The organism is Oryzobacter faecalis (genome assembly GCF_046764005.1).
GTDB classification, from domain to species: domain Bacteria; phylum Actinomycetota; class Actinomycetes; order Actinomycetales; family Dermatophilaceae; genus Oryzobacter; species Oryzobacter faecalis.
Window position 1 is genome coordinate 653,457 of the sequence record NZ_JBKOFW010000001.1, and the last position, 16,575, is coordinate 670,031.

Sequence of the window (16,575 nt, forward strand, 5' to 3'; positions counted from 1 at the left end):
GGAACCCGGTGGCCGCAGACCTCACAAGGAAGGGGTGACCCCGATGCCCGGCCACGTCAGCACGCTGTCCGTAGAGTGCCGCACCTGTCCGGTGCGCGAGCTGCACTGCGGCGACTGCATGGTGCCCGTCCTCCTCGGCCTCACCGCCCCCGAGCGGGTGGACCGCAGCGCTCTGGACCACGACGAGCGCTCGGCCGTCACGCGGCTGGTCCGCGCGGGTCTCGTCGACGCCGAGGAGGCCTCGCGGGTGCGGGTCTCCCTCGCCCCGACCGCTGAGGCGTCCCGCGGTGGCGGAGCCGGAGGACGCGCCGTCGGCTGAGCCGTCACGGGGGTCGCCCGGCGCAGGCGGCGCAGGGCTCGCCGCCGGCTCGGGGCTCGGGCGTTCCTACGATGGGCCGGTGCCCCCACCCGAGCAGCCGCGACGCCCCGAACGCCGGGTCGTCCTCCTCGGTGCGGTGGGGGTCGCCGGCGCCGCGGCCCTCACCGGGTGCACCGGCCACGGCGGGGGCGGGTCGGCCGCGACCTCCGCCCCGACGCCGAGCACGCCCACCGGCCCGACCGCCGAGGACCTCGCCGCCGTGCGGGAGGTCCTCGAGGCGCGTGCCGCCGCCGTCCTCTCCGGCGACGAGGGAGCCTTCGCCGCGACGCTCGCAGCGGCATCCGGCGCCGGCCACGACCGGCAGCTGGGCGCGCTCGAGGCAGCCCGTGCCCTGCGCGTGGCGCACCTCGTGGTCTCCGACGTCCAGCTCGACCGCGACCCGTCGGCCCTGCCCGGCGAGCCCGTCCTCCTCGCGACGGCCTCCTTCCGGTACCGCGTCGACGACCTCGACCGCGGCGACCGCACGGCGTCGTCCTCGCTGCGGATGACGCGCACCGGGGACCGCTGGCAGGTCGCCGCGGAGACGCCCACCGGCGCCGGCGCGACGATGCCGTGGCTCGCCCTCCCGGCGATGGCGGTGCGACGCGGTGAGCACGCCGTCGTGGCGGGGACGGTCGACGCGCAGCGGCTGGCCGCGTACGCCGCCGTCGTCGACCGGGCCGTCCCGGAGCTGGACCGCGACTGGTCGGGCACCCCGTCGCGCGTCCTCGTCCTCGCGCCCGGCACGCCTGCCGAGGCCGGCGTCCTCCTCGGGCGCGACGGCGCGGCGCCCGAGGTCGCGGCCACGACCGAGGGGCCCACCGACGAGCGCGGCCGGGCCACCGGCGACCGGGTCGTCCTCGACCCCGCCGCGTTCGACCGGTTGACCCCTGCGGGGCGCGAGGTGGTCCTCACCCACGAGCTCGTCCACGTCGCCGTCCGGGCGACGGTGCCGGGGAGGACGGCCGCGTGGCTGTCCGAGGGGTATGCCGACCACGTGGGCTACCGGCGCGCCGACGTCCCGGTCGAGCGGCTGCTCGCCCCGCTCCTCGCCGAGGTCAGGGCCGGCCGCGGGCCGAGCGACCTGCCGCGCCTCGACGCCCTCGCCCCCGCGGCCGGGTCCATCGAGGTGCCCTACCTCGCGGCGTGGCAGGCGGTCGAGGTGCTCGTCGCCGAGCACGGCGAGGCGGCCGTACGGCGCCTCGTCGTCGAGGGGTCTGCCACCGGGACCGACGCCGACACCGAGGCGGCGACCGACCGGGCGCTCGGCAGCGTCCTCGGGACCAGCCGGGCCGCGCTCGTGCGCCGGTGGCGCGCCCACCTCGACGCCCTCGCCACCGGCTGACACCCGGCCGAGGCGTGGCCCCGACGCACTTGATGTCGCGGGCTACGCTTCGCTTCCCCTGAGGACGCAACGGCAGCTGCGTCCTGTGGGGGAGGAGGCGACACTGCTTCGGGTGGGGGTGCAGGCGTCTTTGCCTCGCGTGGGGAAGCGAAGCGTCGTCAGCGGCAGGGCACCAGGTGAGGGAGCCGGCGCCATGTGCGTCGTCGGTGGGGGTGCAGGCGTCTTTGCCTCGCGTGGGGAAGCGAAGCGTCGTCACCGGCAGGGCACCGGGTGAGGGAGCCGGCGGACCGACCGGGCGGAACCAGGACCACGAGCCGCCGCCCCCGTGCCCGCGTCAGCGTCGGGAGTCCGCCGGGCGGCGCGGGGCGTCCACCCCGGGCGCCGTCGCGCCCTGCCGTGCGGCGTCGGCGGCCACGGAGGCCGCGACCAGGGCCGCGACGAGCCAGAACTGGTTGTAGAACGCCTGCTTGTTGACGAGGTTAGCCACCGCGAGGACGAGGGCGAGCCAGCGCAGCAGCTCGCCGACGTCGGGCGTCCGTCGCCACACGAACCAGGCGGCGACGGCGACGACGCCGACCATCGCGGCGCCCGTCACCGCGAAAGGAAGCTCGACCCCGTGGACGTTCAGGGCGTAGAGGTACCAGGTGTTCGCGAAGCGGATCGGGTGGAAGCCCACCAGCGTCACGACGGTGTCCTCGACGAACGCCGCCGCGTCGGCGACCACCCACGGCACCATGAGGGCGCCCGCGAGCGCACCTGCCGCCAGGGTGCGCCGCCACCCGAACGGGCGCCAGACGAGCAGCACGGGCGCGAGCAGGACGAGGTGCTGCTTGCTGGCGCACGCCAGGGCCAGGGGCACCACCGCCCACCAGGCGTGGCCGCGCCGGACGAGCACGGCCCACCACACGAGGAGTGCCACCAGCACCGGCTCGGTCCACGCCTGGTCGACCTGGGTCAGGGTCCCCGGCGCGAGGACGAGCACGGCCACGACGGCGGCGGCACGCTCGGTGTTCCCCCGCGTCAGGGCCCAGATCCCGGCGAAGAGGACGAGCGACCACGCCAGGATCGCCCACCGGACGTCACCGGCGACCCACCGGCCGGGCGCGGTGAGTACCCCCATCCACGGCAGGTAGCTGAAGATGTCCTTGACGCCCGGGGAGCCGGTCCACACCTGCGTGTAGAAGCTCTCGCCGCGGGCCAGCGCATCGGCACCCTGCTGGAGGATGACCCACACGTCGATCCGCGGGGCGCGGTCCCCGAGGATCGTCACGACCGCCAGGACGACATGCGTGACGACCGCGGCGCCGAAGGCCGCTGCGGCACGACGCCGACCGGGAAGCGCCAGCAGTCCGGCACACGAGACGGCGCCCACGGTGAGGACGACGAGGGCCGCCGTCAGCCACCCGCCGCGCAGGTACGAGAACAGGGGCACCGTCACGGTGAGCACCGCCGAACCCGTGACGACGGCGGGCGCGAGCCACCGGGGGAGGGGCACCTCGACCCGCCGGGCCACCCACCAGGCCAGCAGGGCCGTGCCGACGGTCAGGGTCACGAGGATCGGCACGCGGAACCGGACGACCGACCACTGCAGGACACCGAACCAGGCCAGCCACGCGATGCCGAGCACCACTGCGGCGACCACGCCACGTCGCCCGACCGCGTTCGGCACCCCAACTGGCGACGACGAGACCTCCTGTCGCGCAGGCGAACCCGCGACAGGACGGGGCCGGTCAGCCACCGTAGAGGGAGTCGACCTCGTCGCTGAAGTCGCGCATGACGACGTTCCGCTTGAGCTTGAGGGACGGCGTCAGGTGGCCGGTCTCCTCGGTGAAGTCGGTGTCGAGGATGGCGAACTTGCGGATCGACTCGGCCTTGGAGACAGCGGTGTTCGCGTCGTCGACGGCCTTCTGGATCTCGGCGAGGACGCGCTCGTCACTGCGCGCCGCCGCGAAGGTGACGCCCTCGAGCCCGTGGTTGGCCGCCCACGCCGGGTACATCTCCTCGTCGAGGGTGATGAGCGCGGCGATGAACGGCTTGGCGTCGCCGACGACGATGCACTGCGACACGAGGGGATGGGCGCGCAGCCGGTCCTCGAGGACGGCAGGCGCGACGTTCTTCCCGCCCGCGGTGACGAGGATCTCCTTCTTGCGGCCCGTGATCTTGAGGAACCCGTCGGCGTCGATGTCGCCGAGGTCCCCGGTGTGGAACCACCCGTCGCGGATCGCCTCGGCGCTCGCGGCCTCGTTGCCGTGGTAGCCGCGGAAGACGTTGACGCCCTTGATGAGGACCTCGCCGTCGTCGGCGACCTTGACCGACACCCCGGGCAGCGGGATGCCCACCGTGCCGATCCGCAGCGCGGAGGGCAGGTTCACCGTCGCGGGAGCGGTCGTCTCGGTGAGCCCGTAGCCCTCGAGGATGGTCACCCCGATGCCGCGGAAGAAGTGCCCGAGACGGGTTCCCAGCGGGGCGCCGCCGGACACGGCGTACTGCACCCTGCCGCCCATGGCGTCGCGGAGCTTGGCATAGACGAGCTTGTCGAACACCGCGTGGCGGACCTTGAGACCGAGCGGGACCGTGCCGCCGTCCAGGGCCTCGGACCACGCGATCGCGGTGGCGGCGGCGCCGGCGAAGATCTTGCCCTTGCCGCCGGCCTCGGCCTTGGCCTCGGCGGAGTTGTAGACCTTCTCGAAGACGCGAGGCACCGCGAGGATGAAGGTGGGCCGGAACGTGGCGAAGTCGTCGAGGAGGGTCTTGATGTCCGACGAGTGCCCCATCCGCACCCCGCCGGTCACGGCGAGCACCTGGACGAAGCGGGCGAACACGTGCGCGAGCGGCAGGAACAGCAGCGTGGAGGCGTCCGCGGCCTTGACGACCTCGGGCAGCCGCTCGGCGGCGTTCTCGGCGAGGGTGAGGAAGTTGCCGTGGGTCAGCTCGGCGCCCTTGGGCCGGCCGGTGGTGCCCGAGGTGTAGATGATCGTGGCGAGCGTGTCGCGGTCGAGTCCCTCGCGGCGCGCGGTCAGCTCGGCGTCGTCGACGTCCCGACCGTCCAGGCGCAGCGTGTCGAGGTCGCCGGCGTCGATGCCCCACACCTCGCGCAGCCCGGGGACCCGCGCGCGCACCGAGTCGACGGTCGCGGCGTGCGCGGCGGTCTCGACGACGACGCCCACGGCACCAGAGTCGGCGAGGATCCACTCGACCTGCTCGGCCGAGGAGGTCTCGTAGATCGGCACGGGGACGGCCCCGACGGCCCAGAGGGCGAAGTCGGCGACGGTCCACTCGTAGCGGGTGCGGCTCATGATGGCCACGACCTCGCCATCCCGGACCCCGGCCGCCACGAAACCCTTCGCGAGCGAGGCGACGTCCGTCGCGAAGGTCCGCGCGGTGACGTCGGCCCAGCCGCTGCCCGAGCGGACCGAGAAGGTCACCCGGTCGGGCTCGGCCTCGGCCCAGCGGTCGGGGAGGTCGGCGAGACCGCCCGTCGTCGTCTCGGGCAGCACCAGGGGGGTGGAGTTCTCGGGCACGGGGTTGGACCCTCTCTCGCGACGCAGGGCAGCGGTGACACCCCAACTCTAGGACCCGCGGGTACGGGTACCCTCCGTGCCATGGCCGACCGCACCCAGTCCTCCGTCGAGATCGCCGCCGAGCCCGGCGCCGTCCTCGACGTCATCGCCGACTTCGAGCGGTACCCGGAGTGGGCGGAGCAGGTGCAGGCGTGCACGGTCCTCAGCGAGGACGGCGACGGCTGGGCCGACCAGGTCGAGTTCGACCTCAACGCCGGGGCGATCAAGGACCAGTACGTCCTCGAGTACGACTGGGACGTCGCCGAGGACGGCACGGGCACGGTGCGCTGGAGCCTCGTGCGCGCGACCTTGCTCAAGGGACTCACCGGCAGCTACGCCCTCGCGAAGACCAAGGCCGGGACGAAGGTCACCTACGACCTCGAGGTCGACCTGACGATGCCGATGATCGGCATGCTCAAGCGCAAGGCCGAGAAGCACATCATCAACACGGCCCTCACCGAGCTCAAGAAGCGCGTCGAGGCCTGAGCACCGCCATGCCCCGGGTCGTCCTCGTCACCGGCAAGGGCGGGGTCGGCAAGACGACGACCGCGGCCGCCACGGCCGTGGGCGCCGCCCGCCGCGGGCTGCGCACCCTCGTCGTCTCCACCGACGCGGCCCACAGCCTCGGCGACGCGCTCGACGTCGACCTGCGCACGGCCTCGACGTGGCGCGACACCCATGAGGTCGAGCCCGGCCTGTACGCCCTCGCCGTCGGCGTCCACACCGCGGTCGAGGCCGACTGGGAGGTCGTGCGGAGCTACCTGCTCGGCGTCCTCGACGCGATGGGCGTGGACCCCGTCGTCGCCGACGAGCTGACCTCGCTCCCGGGCGCGGAGGAGGTCGCGGCCCTCGCGGCCCTCGCCCACCAGGCCGACGAGGGCGGCTGGGACCTCGTCGTCGTCGACTGCGCCCCCACGGCCGAGACTCTCCGGCTCCTCGCGCTCCCCGAGGTCCTCGGCTGGCACCTCGACCGCCTGCTGCCGGCCCAGCGCCGCCTCCTGACCGTGCTGCGGCCCGCCGCGAGTGCCGCGGCCGGGTTCCCGACCCCCGGGCCGGAGGTCATCGGCGTCCTGCGGGCCTGGCGCGACCTCATGACCGGGGTCCGTTCGCTCCTCACCTCGCCGCGCGCGAGCGTGCGGCTCGTCACGACGCCCGAACGGGTCGTCATCGCCGAGAGCCGGCGCGTCCTCACCTCCTTGTCGCTGCACGGCTACGCGGTCGACGCCGTCGTCGTCAACCGGCTGCTGCCGCCGCCGGTCGGCGACGACCCGTGGCGCACCGCGTGGGCGAGCGCCCAGGCCGGCGGGCTCGAGCAGGTCCGCGAGTCCTTCCTCGGCATCCCCCTGATGACGGCGCCCTACCTCGCGGGGGAGCCGATCGGCCCCGATGCCCTCGCCGAGCTCGCCGCCGCGACGACACCGGAGGACGACGCGCCCGACCTCCTCGACGACGTCTCCACGCCGCGCACGCGGGTCGAGGCCGAGGGCGAGGACTTCGTCCTCACCCTCCCGCTGCCGCTCGTCACGGCGGGGCAGGTGCACCTCGCCCGGCGCGAGGACGACCTCGTCATCGAGGTGGGTGACCAGCGCCGCGTCGTCACCCTCCCGTCGGTGCTGCGGCGCTGCGTCGTCCAGAATGCCGTCGTGGGCAGCGGCGAGCTGCGCGTGCGGTTCGAGCGGGACGAGGAGCAGTGGGCCAGTGGGCGCTGAGCGCTGGGACGAGCAGGTCGGGTCGGTCGCCGACGAGGCCGCGCGCCTCCTCGAGAGCCTCCGGCGCACCGCCGCGGACGCCGCGGACCCGCCCGACGGCGGCGGCCCGAAGGTCCACGAGGACGACGACGGGAGCCGGCCGGGCGCCGAGGAGGCAGACGCGCGTCCCGGCTGTGAGGACCCGTTCTGCCAGTGGTGCCCGCTGTGCCGCACCTCGGCGGTCGTCCGCTCGCTGAGCCCGGAGACGCTCGCGCGCCTCGCCGACCTGGCCGGCGTGGCCGCCGCCGTCCTCGCCGACCTCGCCGCCGCACGGGGTCGGACCTCGACACCGGATCCGGCCGAGGCCCCCGCCGAGCCGGCCCGGCCGCGCACCCGGCCCATCCCCGTCGACGACGCCGCGCCGCAGGAGGACTGATGGTCGACGCCCCCCTGGCGATCGGCCTCGACATCGGCGGGACGAAGGTCGCCGGCGGGGTCGTCGACGCCGACGGCTCGGTGCTGCGGACCGCGCGCCGCGACACCCCGCACCGGTCGACGAGCCCACGGGTCGTCGAGGACACGATCGTCTCCGTCGTCGACGAGCTGCTCGGCGCGCCCGGCGCCGAGGACGTCGTGGCGGTCGGCATCGGGGCGGCGGGCTTCGTGGCGGCCGACCGCTCGACCGTCGTCTTCGCCCCCCACCTCTCCTGGCGCAACGAGCCGCTGCGCGACGCGCTCGGGCAGCGGGTGGACCTGCCGATCTTCGTCGACAACGACGCCAACGCCGGGATCTGGGCCGAGCACCGGTTCGGGGCCGGGCGCGGCGAGAGCCACCTCGTCATGGTCAACCTCGGCACGGGGATCGGTGGCGGCATCGTCATCGACGGCCACGTCATCCGGGGCCGGTTCGGCATCGCCGGCGAGTTCGGCCACATGCAGGTCGTGCCGGACGGCATCCGTTGCGAGTGCGGCAACCGGGGGTGCTGGGAGCAGTACGCCTCGGGCAACGCGCTCGTGCGCGAGGCCCGGTCGCTGATGTCGGCCGGCAGCCCGGTCGTCTCCGACCTGTTCGACCGCGTCGGGGGGCGCCCGGAGGACCTCACCGGGCCGCTCGTCACCGAGGCCGCCCGCGAGGGCGATGCCCTCGCCGTCGAGCTGCTCGGCGAGATCGGCCGCTGGCTCGGCGTGGGGATGGCGAACCTCGCCGCGGCGCTCGACCCCGGGACGTTCGTCGTCGGGGGCGGGGTCAGCGCCGCCGGCGAGCTCCTCCTCGCGCCGGCCCGGGAGGCGTTCCGCCGCCAGCTCACCGGGCGCGGCTACCGCCCCGAGGCGCGCATCGTCGCCGCCGAGCTCGGCAACGAGGCCGGCCTCGTCGGTGCCGCCGACCTGGCCCGCACCGCCGCCCTGGCCTCCTGAGGGCGGCGCGCACCATGGGCGTCGTCCGCGTCGCGTCGTACAACACGCGCGACTTCCTCGACGACCACCGGCTCGCCGCGCGGATCGTCCGGGCCGTCGACCCCGACGTCCTGTGCCTCCAGGAGGTGCCGCGCCGGCTGTTCGGGGGGTGGCGCACCGCGCGCTTCGCCCGGGCGTGCGGGATGGCGTGGAGCGGGCGGCACCGGGGGAGCGGCGGCACGACCGTCTTCACGTCCTCGCGGGTGCGGGTGCTGGAGGCCGGGCACACCCGGCTGCCGGTGCACTGGCCGGACCGCACCCGCGGCTACGCGGTCGTCCGGGTCGGCGTGGAGGGCGGGGGCGAGCTGACGGCCGTCTCGGTGCACCTCGGCCTCAGGCCGGGGGAGCGGGTGGCGCACACCGAGCGGATCCTCGCCGCCATCGCCCGCAGGGGCCCGCTCGTCCTCGCCGGCGACCTCAACGAGGAGGCCACGGGCGCGGCGTGGCGGCTCATCGACGTCCCCGACCGGCTGCGGCTCGTCTCCCCGGCCGTGCCGACCTTTCCCGCGCGGGCGCCCCGCCGGCGGCTGGACGTCGTCTTCGCCTCGCCCGGGCTGCGCGTCCTGCCCCACCGCCCCGTGTCGGTCCCGGAGGAGGCGTGGGCCCGGGCGAGTGACCACCGCCCCACGTGGGTCGACCTCGAGGTCCCGCCCGGCTGACCCGTCGTCCACAGTCCCTTCCGCGCGTCCGTCCCTTCGCAGTTCAATGGGTCCATGGGCGAGCGTGAGGCCTTCCTCGACTGGTTCGACACGACGTGGCGCGCGGCGGAGGTCGCGCTGCACCAGGGCGACCCGGCGCCGCGGTTCCAGACCTGGTCGGCACAGCCACCGGTGACCTTGTTCGGTGCCTGGATCGAGGCCACGGACCCCGACGGGGCCCGGGAGGTCTTCGAACGCCTCGCACGGTCGTTCTCCGGGGACCCACGGTGCGAGGTCGACCTGGTCGCGGCGGAGGTGGTCGGCGACCTCGCCTACACCGTCCATCGCGAGCTGACGTCGACCACGGTCGACGGCCGTCCTCGGGCGTACGTGCTCCGCGTCACCCAGGTGTACCGGCGCGAGGACGGGGAGTGGAAGGTGGTGCACCGCCACGGGGACGAAGCGCCCGACCGCGGGGCACGCCCGGACGCGCAGCCCTGACGCCGGGTCGCTGCCTCAGACGCGGGCGCCGTCGTCGCCGTCGAGCTCGTCGCGGCTGCGGGGCTGGCGCAGGACGAGCAGCCCGAACCCGACGAGCGAGACGAGCACCGACGCGATGAACCAGCGGGTGCTGTGGAACGGGCGGGCGAACACGACGTAGAGCAGCATGAGCGGCCCGGCGACGAGCCCGACCACGGCGCCCCAGAAGTGGAGGTCCTCCTGTGGCGGGAGGACGACCGGCGGGGGCTCGTAGTGCTCGTCGTCGAGGTCGGCCTCGGCGGCCGCGGCCGCGGCGCGGGTCTCGTCGTCGGCGGGCGGCTCGGAGCGCCACGCGGACGCGGGGACGACGACCTCGAGCGGGGAGGGGTTGACCCACGGCGGGCGGGCCGGGCGCGGCGCGGGGGGCTCGGCAGCGGTCTCGGCGGTGTCGGGGGCTGCGTCGCCACCGACCGCGGGGGCCCCACCGGTCGCTGCCCCACCGTCGGTGGGGGCGACCGGGGCGTCGGGGCCGGCGGCGGCGTCGGGCACCGACCCCTCCCAGCGCGCGACGATGGACGCGAAACGCTCGTCGACGTCGCGCTCGTCCATCTCACCGGGCCGCTCGGCCACGGGCACCTCCGAGGGAGAAACCTGCTGGGGGACGATCTTCGCACGCCCGCGTGCCCGCTCGGCAGTGTGACGGGGTGCACTAGGCTTCGGGCGTCGACGAGGAAGGGTGGGCCGGGTGTTCTACTGGGTGCTCAAGACGGTCATCCTGGGACCGGTCCTGAAGCTGCTGTTCCGGCCGTGGGTCCAGGGCGCCGAGCACATCCCCGAGACCGGCGCCGCGATCTTCGCGAGCAACCACCTCTCGTTCTCCGACTCGATCTTCCTGCCGCTCGTCGTGCCGCGGCGGATGACGTTCCTCGCGAAGTCCGACTACTTCACCGGCGTCGGGCTCAAGGGCCGCCTCACGGCCGCCTTCTTCAAGGGCGTCGGCCAGCTCCCCGTCGACCGCTCCGGTGGCCGGGCCAGCGACGCCGCCCTCCGCTCGGGCCTGAAGGTCCTCGGCAGGGGCGAGCTCCTCGGCCTCTACCCCGAGGGCACCCGCAGCCCGGACGGGCGCCTCTACAAGGGCAAGACCGGCGTGGCCCGGATGGCGCTCGAGGCCGGGGTGCCCGTCATCCCCGTCGCGATGATCGACACCGACAAGGCCCAGCCCACCGGCAAGAGGATCCCCAAGCTGATCCGCGTCGGCGTCAAGATCGGTGAGCCGCTCGACTTCTCCCGCTACGAGGGGATGGAGGGCGACCGCTTCGTCCTGCGCTCGGTCACCGACGAGATCATGTACGCCCTCATGGAGCTCTCCGGCCAGGAGTACGTCGACATGTACGCGACGGCGATGAAGGAGCGCATCGCCCGCGACAAGAAGAACAAGGCGAAGGAGGCCGCCGAGGCCGCCAAGCCCGGCCGGGCCGCCTCCGAGCTCGAGGAGGCCCTCGGCGACATCGACGAGCCCGGTCCGGAGCGCCGGGCCAGCTGAGCGGCCGGGTCATGGGGGTCCTGGGACCGCGCTCGCCGCGGACGGGCCGGCGCGAGCCGGTCGTCGTCGAGTCCTTCCACCGCGGGCTCGACGTCTTCCGCCCGGTCGCCACGCTGTACGCGGCCTGGCTGGCGTGGCAGCGGCACGAGTCGATGGTCCGCCCGTGGGTCGCGGCACTCGTCCTCGGAGTCATGGGCGCGTGGTCGCTCGGGCTGCTGGTGTACCGGCGCCGGACCAGCCGGGTCGTCGTCGCCGAGGTCGCGATCGCCGTGCTCGGCATCTTCGCGACCCTCCTGGCCGAGACCCCACAGGCGATCGCCCAGGGGCAGTTCACGATCCCGACGATCTGGGCCGCGGGCTCGGTCGCCGGCGGAGCCGTCGCGTTCGGGGCGAGGGGCGGGCTCGTCACCGCCACCGTCATCGCGGTCGCCGACCTCATCGAGGTCGGCCGGCCCACGCAGACGACCATCCACAACATCGTGCTGCTCTTCCTCCTCGGCGGGCTCATCGGCCTCGCCGTCGACCTCGCGCGCCGCGGCCTCGAGCGTGAGGAGCAGGTCCTCCTCGAACGCGAGCGGCTCCACGAGCGCGAGCGGATCGCGCGCGTCGTGCACGACGGCGTCCTCCAGTCGCTCGCGTACATCAACCGGCGCGGTGTGGAGATCGGGGGAGAGACGGCCGAGCTGTCCGCGCTCGCCGCCGAGCAGGAGCGATCCCTGCGCCGGTTCGTCTCCGGCACGGGCGCCCCGGACGTCCCCGGCGACCCCGCGGACCTCCGGGGCGTCCCCGGCGCCGAGAGCGACCTGCGGCTGCTGCTCACGGCCCGCGAGCGCCCCGACGTCTCGGTGTCCGTCCCCGCCGACCCGGTCGTCGTCGACGCGCTCGTCGCCGCCGAGGTCGACGCCGCCGTCGGGGCCTCGCTCGACAACGTCGCGCGGCACGCCGGCCCGGGCGCGCGTGCGTGGGTCCTCCTCGAGGGCGACCCCGGCGGGATCGAGGTGACCGTCCGCGACAACGGGGCCGGGGCCGATCTCGCCGACCTGCTCGGCGCGGCCGAGGTCGGCCGGATGGGTGTGAGTCGCTCGATCCGCGGACGGATCGAGGACCTCGGTGGGAGCGTGTCCTGGACGACGCGCCCCGGGGGCGGCTGCGTCGTCCGGATGACCGTCCCCCGCAGCACGAAGGAGCGCCGATGAGCGACCAGGCCCCCACCGAGGACCCCGGCGGTGCCGACGGGGCGCCCGCCGGGCCGACCGTCCTCGTCGCCGACGACCACCCGCTCTGGCTGAGCGCGCTCGAGCGCGACCTCACCGGGAGCGGCATCCGGGTCGTGGCGACCGCCGCCGACGGCCCGTCCACCGTGCGCCGGGCCCGGGCGACCACCCCCGACGTGCTCGTCCTCGACCTCAACCTCCCCGGCATGCGCGGCGACGAGGTCTGCCGGGCCCTCGGCGACCTGCCGACCCGCGTCCTCATCCTCTCGGCGAGCGGGGAGCAGCACGACGTCCTCGCCGCGATCAAGGCGGGGGCCACGGGCTACCTCGTGAAGTCGGCCTCGGCCGAGGAGATCGTCGACGCCGTGCGGGCGACCGCGCGCGGCGAGGCCGTCTTCACACCCGGGCTGGCCGGCCTCGTGCTCGGCGAGTTCCGGCGGATGGCGAGCGAGCCCGACCCCGAGCCGGAGCCCACCAGGGCCGACCGCCGCCCCATCCCCGAGCTCACCGAGCGCGAGACCCAGGTGCTGCGGCTCGTCGCCACCGGGATGTCGTACAAGGAGATCGCCGCCGAGCTGTTCCTATCGCACCGCACCGTGCAGAACCACGTGCAGAACACCCTGGGGAAGCTGCACCTGCACAACCGGGTCGAGCTCGTCCGGTTCGCGCTCGCCCGCGGCCTCGAGGACGAGCCGGAGGCCACCGGCCGGCCCTGAGCGCGGGTCCCGTCGTGGGGACCGCCCCGGGTACCGCCATGCGGGCACGCGCAGGCGGGTGAGGGGCGGGACCTATCCTTGGTGCTCGTGAGCACGACCACCGCCCCCGACCCCCGCCAGCGGCTCGCCGCCGGTGCTGACCGCCCTGCCGCCCAGCAGCCGGTCTGGCCCGACCGCGCCGCCCTCGACGAGGCCGTGAGCACGCTCGCCAGCTACCCCCCGCTCGTCTTCGCCGGCGAGTGCGACGTCCTGCGCGAGCGGATGGCGGCGGTCGCCCGCGGCGACGCGTTCGTCCTCCAGGGCGGCGACTGCGCCGAGACCTTCGTCTCGGCGACGGCCGACAACATCCGCGACCGGATCAAGACGATCCTGCAGATGGCGGCCGTCCTCACCTACGGCGCGTCGGTCCCCGTCGTCAAGGTCGGCCGGATGGCGGGGCAGTACGCCAAGCCCCGCTCGAGCAACGACGAGACCCGCGAGGGTGTCACCCTGCCCGCCTACCGGGGCGACATGGTCAACGACTTCGAGTTCACCCCCGAGGCGCGCACCCCCGACCCGCAGCGCCTCGTGCGGGCCTACCACGCGAGCAGCGCCACCTTGAACCTCGTGCGCGCCTTCACGATGGGCGGCTTCGCCGACCTGCGCCACGTCCACGACTGGAACAAGGGCTTCGTCGCCAACGCCGCGAACGCCCGCTACGAGCGCCTCGCCAAGGACATCGACAAGGCGATGAAGTTCATGGACGCCTGCGGCGCGAACTTCGAGGCGATGCGGACCACCGAGTTCTTCTCCGCGCACGAGGCTCTGCTCCTCGACTACGAGCGCCCGCTGACCCGCGTCGACTCCCGCACCGGCGAGCTCTACGACACCTCGGGCCACTTCATCTGGGTCGGCGAGCGCACCCGCGACCTCGACGGCGCCCACATCGACTTCGTCTCGAGGGTCCGCAACCCGGTGGGGGTCAAGGTGTCCGCCAACGCCGACACCGACGACCTGCTGCGGATGATCGACGTCATCGACCCGCGCCGCGAGCCGGGCCGGCTGACCTTCATCACGCGGATGGGCGCCGGCCGGATCCGCGAGGCGCTGCCCAACATCGTCGAGAAGGTCACCGCCTCCGGCGCCTCGGTCACGTGGGTCTGCGACCCGATGCACGGCAACACCTTCGAGTCGGCCTCGGGCTACAAGACGCGCGACTTCGACGACGTCGTCGAGGAGGTCGAGGGGTTCTTCGAGGTGCACCGCGGCCTCGGCACGGTGCCGGGTGGCATCCACGTCGAGCTCACGGGCAACGACGTCACCGAGTGCCTCGGGGGAGCCGAGCGCATCCTCGACGCCGACCTCGCCAAGCGCTACGAGTCGGTCTGCGACCCGCGCCTGAACCACCAGCAGAGCCTCGAGCTGGCGTTCCTCGTCGCCGAGATGCTCAACCAGGACTGACGACCTCGTGACCGCGATCGTCGCCGACCTGCTGTCCGACACCCTCACCCGCCCCACCAGGGCGATGCGCCACGCGATGGCGAGTGCCAAGGTCGGGGACGACGTGTTCGGCGAGGACCCCACGGTCCGGGCCCTCGAGGAGCGCGTCGCCGGGCTGCTCGGTCACGAGGCCGGGCTGTTCACCCCCACCGGCTCGCTCGCCAACCAGCTGGGGATGCGGCTGCACGTCGCGCCCGGCCAGGAGGTCGTCGCCGACCAGGCCGCGCACGTCGTGCGCGCCGAGCTCGGGGCGGCCGCCGTGTTCTCCGGGATCACCTCGCGCACCTGGCCCTCGGACCGGGGTCTGCTCGACGTGTCCGGTCCGATGTCGCTCGTCACCACCGGGGTGGGCCCGTACCAGGTCGAGACCGCCCTCGTCGTCGTCGAGAACACGCACAACTTCGGCGGCGGCACGGTCCAGCCGCTGGGCGCCATCAAGGAGGTCCGTGCCGCGACCTCCGCGGTGGGGGTGGCGCTGCACCTCGACGGGGCCCGGCTCTGGAACGCGCACGTCGCCTCGGGGGTGGCGCTGGCCGACTACGGGCGTGAGTTCGACACCGTGTCGGTGTGCCTGTCGAAGGGCCTCGGCGCGCCCGTCGGGTCGGTCCTCGTCGGGTCGGCCGAGCTGATGGCGGCGGCCCGGGTGTGGCGCAAGCGCTACGGCGGCGGGATGCGGCAGGTCGGCATCCTCGCTGCGGCCGGGCTGCACGCCCTCGACCACCACGTCGAGCGCCTGGCCGACGACCACGCGCGGGCCGCCCGCTTCGCCGCGGCCTGCGCCGAGGCTGCTCCGGGCGTCATCGAGCCCTCGGCCGTCGAGACGAACATCGTCGTCCTCGACGTCGCGGCCGCCGGCTGGAGCGCGGCCGCGTTCGTGGCCACCCTCCTCGAGCACGGGGTGCGGGCGTACGCGACGAGTCCGCGCACGGTGCGCCTCGTCTGGCACCTCGACGTCGACGACGCCGGCACCGACGCGGCCGTCACGGCGGCGACGACGGTCCTCCGCAGCACCCCACCCACCCCCTGAGTCCCAACGTTCCCGCGTCCGCCGGCGCCGGCCCGGGGTGGGACAAGATCGACCAATAGGGCGATCCGCGCACGCCCGGGGTGGGACAACATCGCCCTATTGGGCGAAGTGTGCACGGGTGCCGTCCGGGGAGAGCTCAGACGTCGTGGTGGAGGGCGGGCGCCGGCGGGTCCTCGGCCGCCGTCGCGTCGGGGTCCCGCGGGGTCGAGCGCAGCTCGACGAGGTACATCGCCGCCACGACGAGCGCCCCGCCGACGAGCATCCGGCGGGTCAGCGACTCACCGCCGAACAGGACCGCGAAGAACGCCGCGAACACCGGCTCGAGCGCCATGACGATGGCGGCGCGGGTCGCCGTGAGGTGCGCCTGCGCCCAGGTCTGCGCCCAGAGGGCCAGCGCACCCGCGACGAGCGCCATGTAGAGCAGCGAGGCCCACTGGCCGGTCCCCTCGGGCAGGGTCAGGCCGCCCGGGACCGCCGCCACACCGCACACGAGGGCGATGACGCCCGCCTGCACCGTGGCCAGCCCGACGGCGGCCGACGGGGTCGACCACCGCCCCAGGGCCACGATGTGGGCGGCGTAGAGCACCGCCGACGCCAGCGTCAGCCCCTCGCCGGTGCCCACCGCGAGCCCGCGCAGGGAGAGCACCGCCAGCCCGACGGTGGCCAGGGCCACCGCGAACCACGTGACGGGCCCGATCCGGTCGCGGAGGACGACGGCGCCGAGCACGGGGGTCAGGACGACGTAGGTGCCCGTGATGAAGCCCGACACCGACGCGTCGGTGTGCTGCAGGCCCATCGTCTGGAGCACCTGGGCCAGCCCGTAGAGGACGCCGAGCACCGCCCCGACGCGCAGCTCGTGCCGGGACAGGGCGAGGGTCTGGCGGCGGAACACGAGGAACATCACGCCCGCCGCGATCCCGAACCGCACCGCGAGGAAGTCCGAGGGGGGGACGTGCTCGACCAGGTCGCGGATGAGGAAGAAGGTCGAGCCCCACACCGCCGTGACAGCGACGAGGAGGAGCGTCGCGAGCCGCACGTGGCGCAGCCCGCCGGTGGCGGTCGTCATCGAGGG

17 protein-coding genes are annotated in these 16,575 nt (G+C 74.6%); 13 read left to right on the forward strand and 4 right to left on the reverse strand.

The genetic code is table 11. The features are described 5' to 3' along the window. The first annotated feature begins 43 nt into the window (after positions 1–43). Positions 44–319 (forward strand): hypothetical protein, encoded by a 276-nt coding sequence (locus ACK8HX_RS03055; protein WP_411939167.1) that lies wholly within the window; start codon positions 44–46, stop codon positions 317–319. 79 nt (positions 320–398) lie between these two features. Next, the gene (locus ACK8HX_RS03060) at positions 399–1,703 is read left to right on the forward strand and encodes a hypothetical protein (protein ID WP_411939168.1); all 1,305 of its coding nucleotides are present in this window, start codon (positions 399–401) and stop codon (positions 1,701–1,703) included. Between the two features lie 334 nt (positions 1,704–2,037). On the opposite strand, the gene ACK8HX_RS03065 is transcribed toward ACK8HX_RS03060, so the two are convergent. Then, the gene (locus ACK8HX_RS03065) at positions 2,038–3,345 is read right to left on the reverse strand and encodes a hypothetical protein (protein WP_411939169.1); all 1,308 of its coding nucleotides are present in this window, start codon (positions 3,343–3,345) and stop codon (positions 2,038–2,040) included. An 88-nt stretch (positions 3,346–3,433) separates the two neighbouring features. Next, on the reverse strand, positions 3,434–5,224 hold the full coding sequence (locus tag ACK8HX_RS03070; protein ID WP_411939170.1) for an AMP-dependent synthetase/ligase: 1,791 nt from the start codon (positions 5,222–5,224) through the stop codon (positions 3,434–3,436). Between the two features lie 81 nt (positions 5,225–5,305). Here ACK8HX_RS03070 and ACK8HX_RS03075 point away from each other — a divergent pair, with 81 nt between their 5' ends. From ACK8HX_RS03075 to ACK8HX_RS03100, 6 genes are read left to right on the forward strand one after another with little or no spacing between them, the layout of a single operon-like run. Next, positions 5,306–5,749, forward strand: coding sequence for an SRPBCC family protein (locus tag ACK8HX_RS03075; protein ID WP_411939171.1), 444 nt, complete (start codon positions 5,306–5,308; stop codon positions 5,747–5,749). Between the two features lie 8 nt (positions 5,750–5,757). Further along, on the forward strand, positions 5,758–6,972 hold the full coding sequence (locus tag ACK8HX_RS03080) for an ArsA family ATPase (RefSeq protein ID WP_411939172.1): 1,215 nt from the start codon (positions 5,758–5,760) through the stop codon (positions 6,970–6,972). Then, entirely contained in the window at positions 6,962–7,387 is a 426-nt protein-coding gene (locus tag ACK8HX_RS03085) for a hypothetical protein (RefSeq protein WP_411939173.1), read from the forward strand. The genes ACK8HX_RS03080 and ACK8HX_RS03085 overlap by 11 nt, the downstream gene beginning before the upstream one ends. Next, complete coding sequence (locus ACK8HX_RS03090; protein ID WP_411939174.1) at positions 7,387–8,367, forward strand: ROK family glucokinase; 981 nt, start codon at positions 7,387–7,389, stop codon at positions 8,365–8,367. The genes ACK8HX_RS03085 and ACK8HX_RS03090 overlap by 1 nt, the downstream gene beginning before the upstream one ends. Positions 8,368–8,381: 14 nt before the next feature. Beyond that, complete coding sequence (locus ACK8HX_RS03095; protein WP_411939175.1) at positions 8,382–9,065, forward strand: endonuclease/exonuclease/phosphatase family protein; 684 nt, start codon at positions 8,382–8,384, stop codon at positions 9,063–9,065. A 54-nt stretch (positions 9,066–9,119) separates the two neighbouring features. Next, a complete protein-coding gene (locus ACK8HX_RS03100) occupies positions 9,120–9,545 on the forward strand; it encodes a nuclear transport factor 2 family protein (RefSeq protein ID WP_411939176.1) in 426 nt (141 codons plus the stop codon). Positions 9,546–9,560: 15 nt separating this feature from the next. On the opposite strand, the gene ACK8HX_RS03105 is transcribed toward ACK8HX_RS03100, so the two are convergent. After that, complete coding sequence (locus ACK8HX_RS03105; RefSeq protein WP_411939177.1) at positions 9,561–10,154, reverse strand: hypothetical protein; 594 nt, start codon at positions 10,152–10,154, stop codon at positions 9,561–9,563. A 115-nt stretch (positions 10,155–10,269) separates the two neighbouring features. Here ACK8HX_RS03105 and ACK8HX_RS03110 point away from each other — a divergent pair, with 115 nt between their 5' ends. The 5 genes from ACK8HX_RS03110 (at position 10,270) to ACK8HX_RS03130 (ending at position 15,503) form a co-directional block, all read left to right on the forward strand. Next, the gene (locus tag ACK8HX_RS03110) at positions 10,270–11,067 is read left to right on the forward strand and encodes a lysophospholipid acyltransferase family protein (protein ID WP_411939344.1); all 798 of its coding nucleotides are present in this window, start codon (positions 10,270–10,272) and stop codon (positions 11,065–11,067) included. An 11-nt stretch (positions 11,068–11,078) separates the two neighbouring features. Further along, positions 11,079–12,263 (forward strand): MacS family sensor histidine kinase, encoded by a 1,185-nt coding sequence (macS, locus tag ACK8HX_RS03115; protein ID WP_411939178.1) that lies wholly within the window; start codon positions 11,079–11,081, stop codon positions 12,261–12,263. Then, positions 12,260–12,997 carry a response regulator gene (locus ACK8HX_RS03120; protein ID WP_411939179.1) on the forward strand — a complete coding sequence of 246 codons (738 nt, stop codon included), beginning with the start codon at positions 12,260–12,262 and terminating at the stop codon, positions 12,995–12,997. The genes macS and ACK8HX_RS03120 overlap by 4 nt, the downstream gene beginning before the upstream one ends. Before the next feature lie 87 nt (positions 12,998–13,084). Continuing rightward, positions 13,085–14,437 carry a class II 3-deoxy-7-phosphoheptulonate synthase gene (locus ACK8HX_RS03125; protein WP_411939180.1) on the forward strand — a complete coding sequence of 451 codons (1,353 nt, stop codon included), beginning with the start codon at positions 13,085–13,087 and terminating at the stop codon, positions 14,435–14,437. A 7-nt stretch (positions 14,438–14,444) separates the two neighbouring features. Beyond that, on the forward strand, positions 14,445–15,503 hold the full coding sequence (locus tag ACK8HX_RS03130; protein WP_411939181.1) for a threonine aldolase family protein: 1,059 nt from the start codon (positions 14,445–14,447) through the stop codon (positions 15,501–15,503). A gap of 136 nt (positions 15,504–15,639) precedes the next feature. Here the strand turns inward: ACK8HX_RS03130 and ACK8HX_RS03135 are convergent, their stop codons facing one another. Beyond that, positions 15,640–16,569, reverse strand: coding sequence for a DMT family transporter (locus ACK8HX_RS03135; protein WP_411939182.1), 930 nt, complete (start codon positions 16,567–16,569; stop codon positions 15,640–15,642). Positions 16,570–16,575 lie beyond the last annotated feature (6 nt).

Excerpts from the sequence above, each read along its gene's own strand:
- ACK8HX_RS03080 (WP_411939172.1), top strand. The coding sequence starts at position 5,758 with ATGCCCCGGGTCGTCCTCGTCACCGGCAAGGGCGGGGTCGGCAAGACG.
- ACK8HX_RS03090 (WP_411939174.1), top strand. The coding sequence starts at position 7,387 with ATGGTCGACGCCCCCCTGGCGATCGGCCTCGACATCGGCGGGACGAAG.
- ACK8HX_RS03100 (WP_411939176.1), top strand. The coding sequence starts at position 9,120 with ATGGGCGAGCGTGAGGCCTTCCTCGACTGGTTCGACACGACGTGGCGC.
- ACK8HX_RS03095 (WP_411939175.1), top strand. The coding sequence starts at position 8,382 with ATGGGCGTCGTCCGCGTCGCGTCGTACAACACGCGCGACTTCCTCGAC.
- macS (WP_411939178.1), top strand. The coding sequence starts at position 11,079 with ATGGGGGTCCTGGGACCGCGCTCGCCGCGGACGGGCCGGCGCGAGCCG.
- ACK8HX_RS03120 (WP_411939179.1), top strand. The coding sequence starts at position 12,260 with ATGAGCGACCAGGCCCCCACCGAGGACCCCGGCGGTGCCGACGGGGCG.
- ACK8HX_RS03055 (WP_411939167.1), top strand. The coding sequence starts at position 44 with ATGCCCGGCCACGTCAGCACGCTGTCCGTAGAGTGCCGCACCTGTCCG.
- ACK8HX_RS03135 (WP_411939182.1), bottom strand. The coding sequence starts at position 16,569 with ATGACGACCGCCACCGGCGGGCTGCGCCACGTGCGGCTCGCGACGCTC.
- ACK8HX_RS03075 (WP_411939171.1), top strand. The coding sequence starts at position 5,306 with ATGGCCGACCGCACCCAGTCCTCCGTCGAGATCGCCGCCGAGCCCGGC.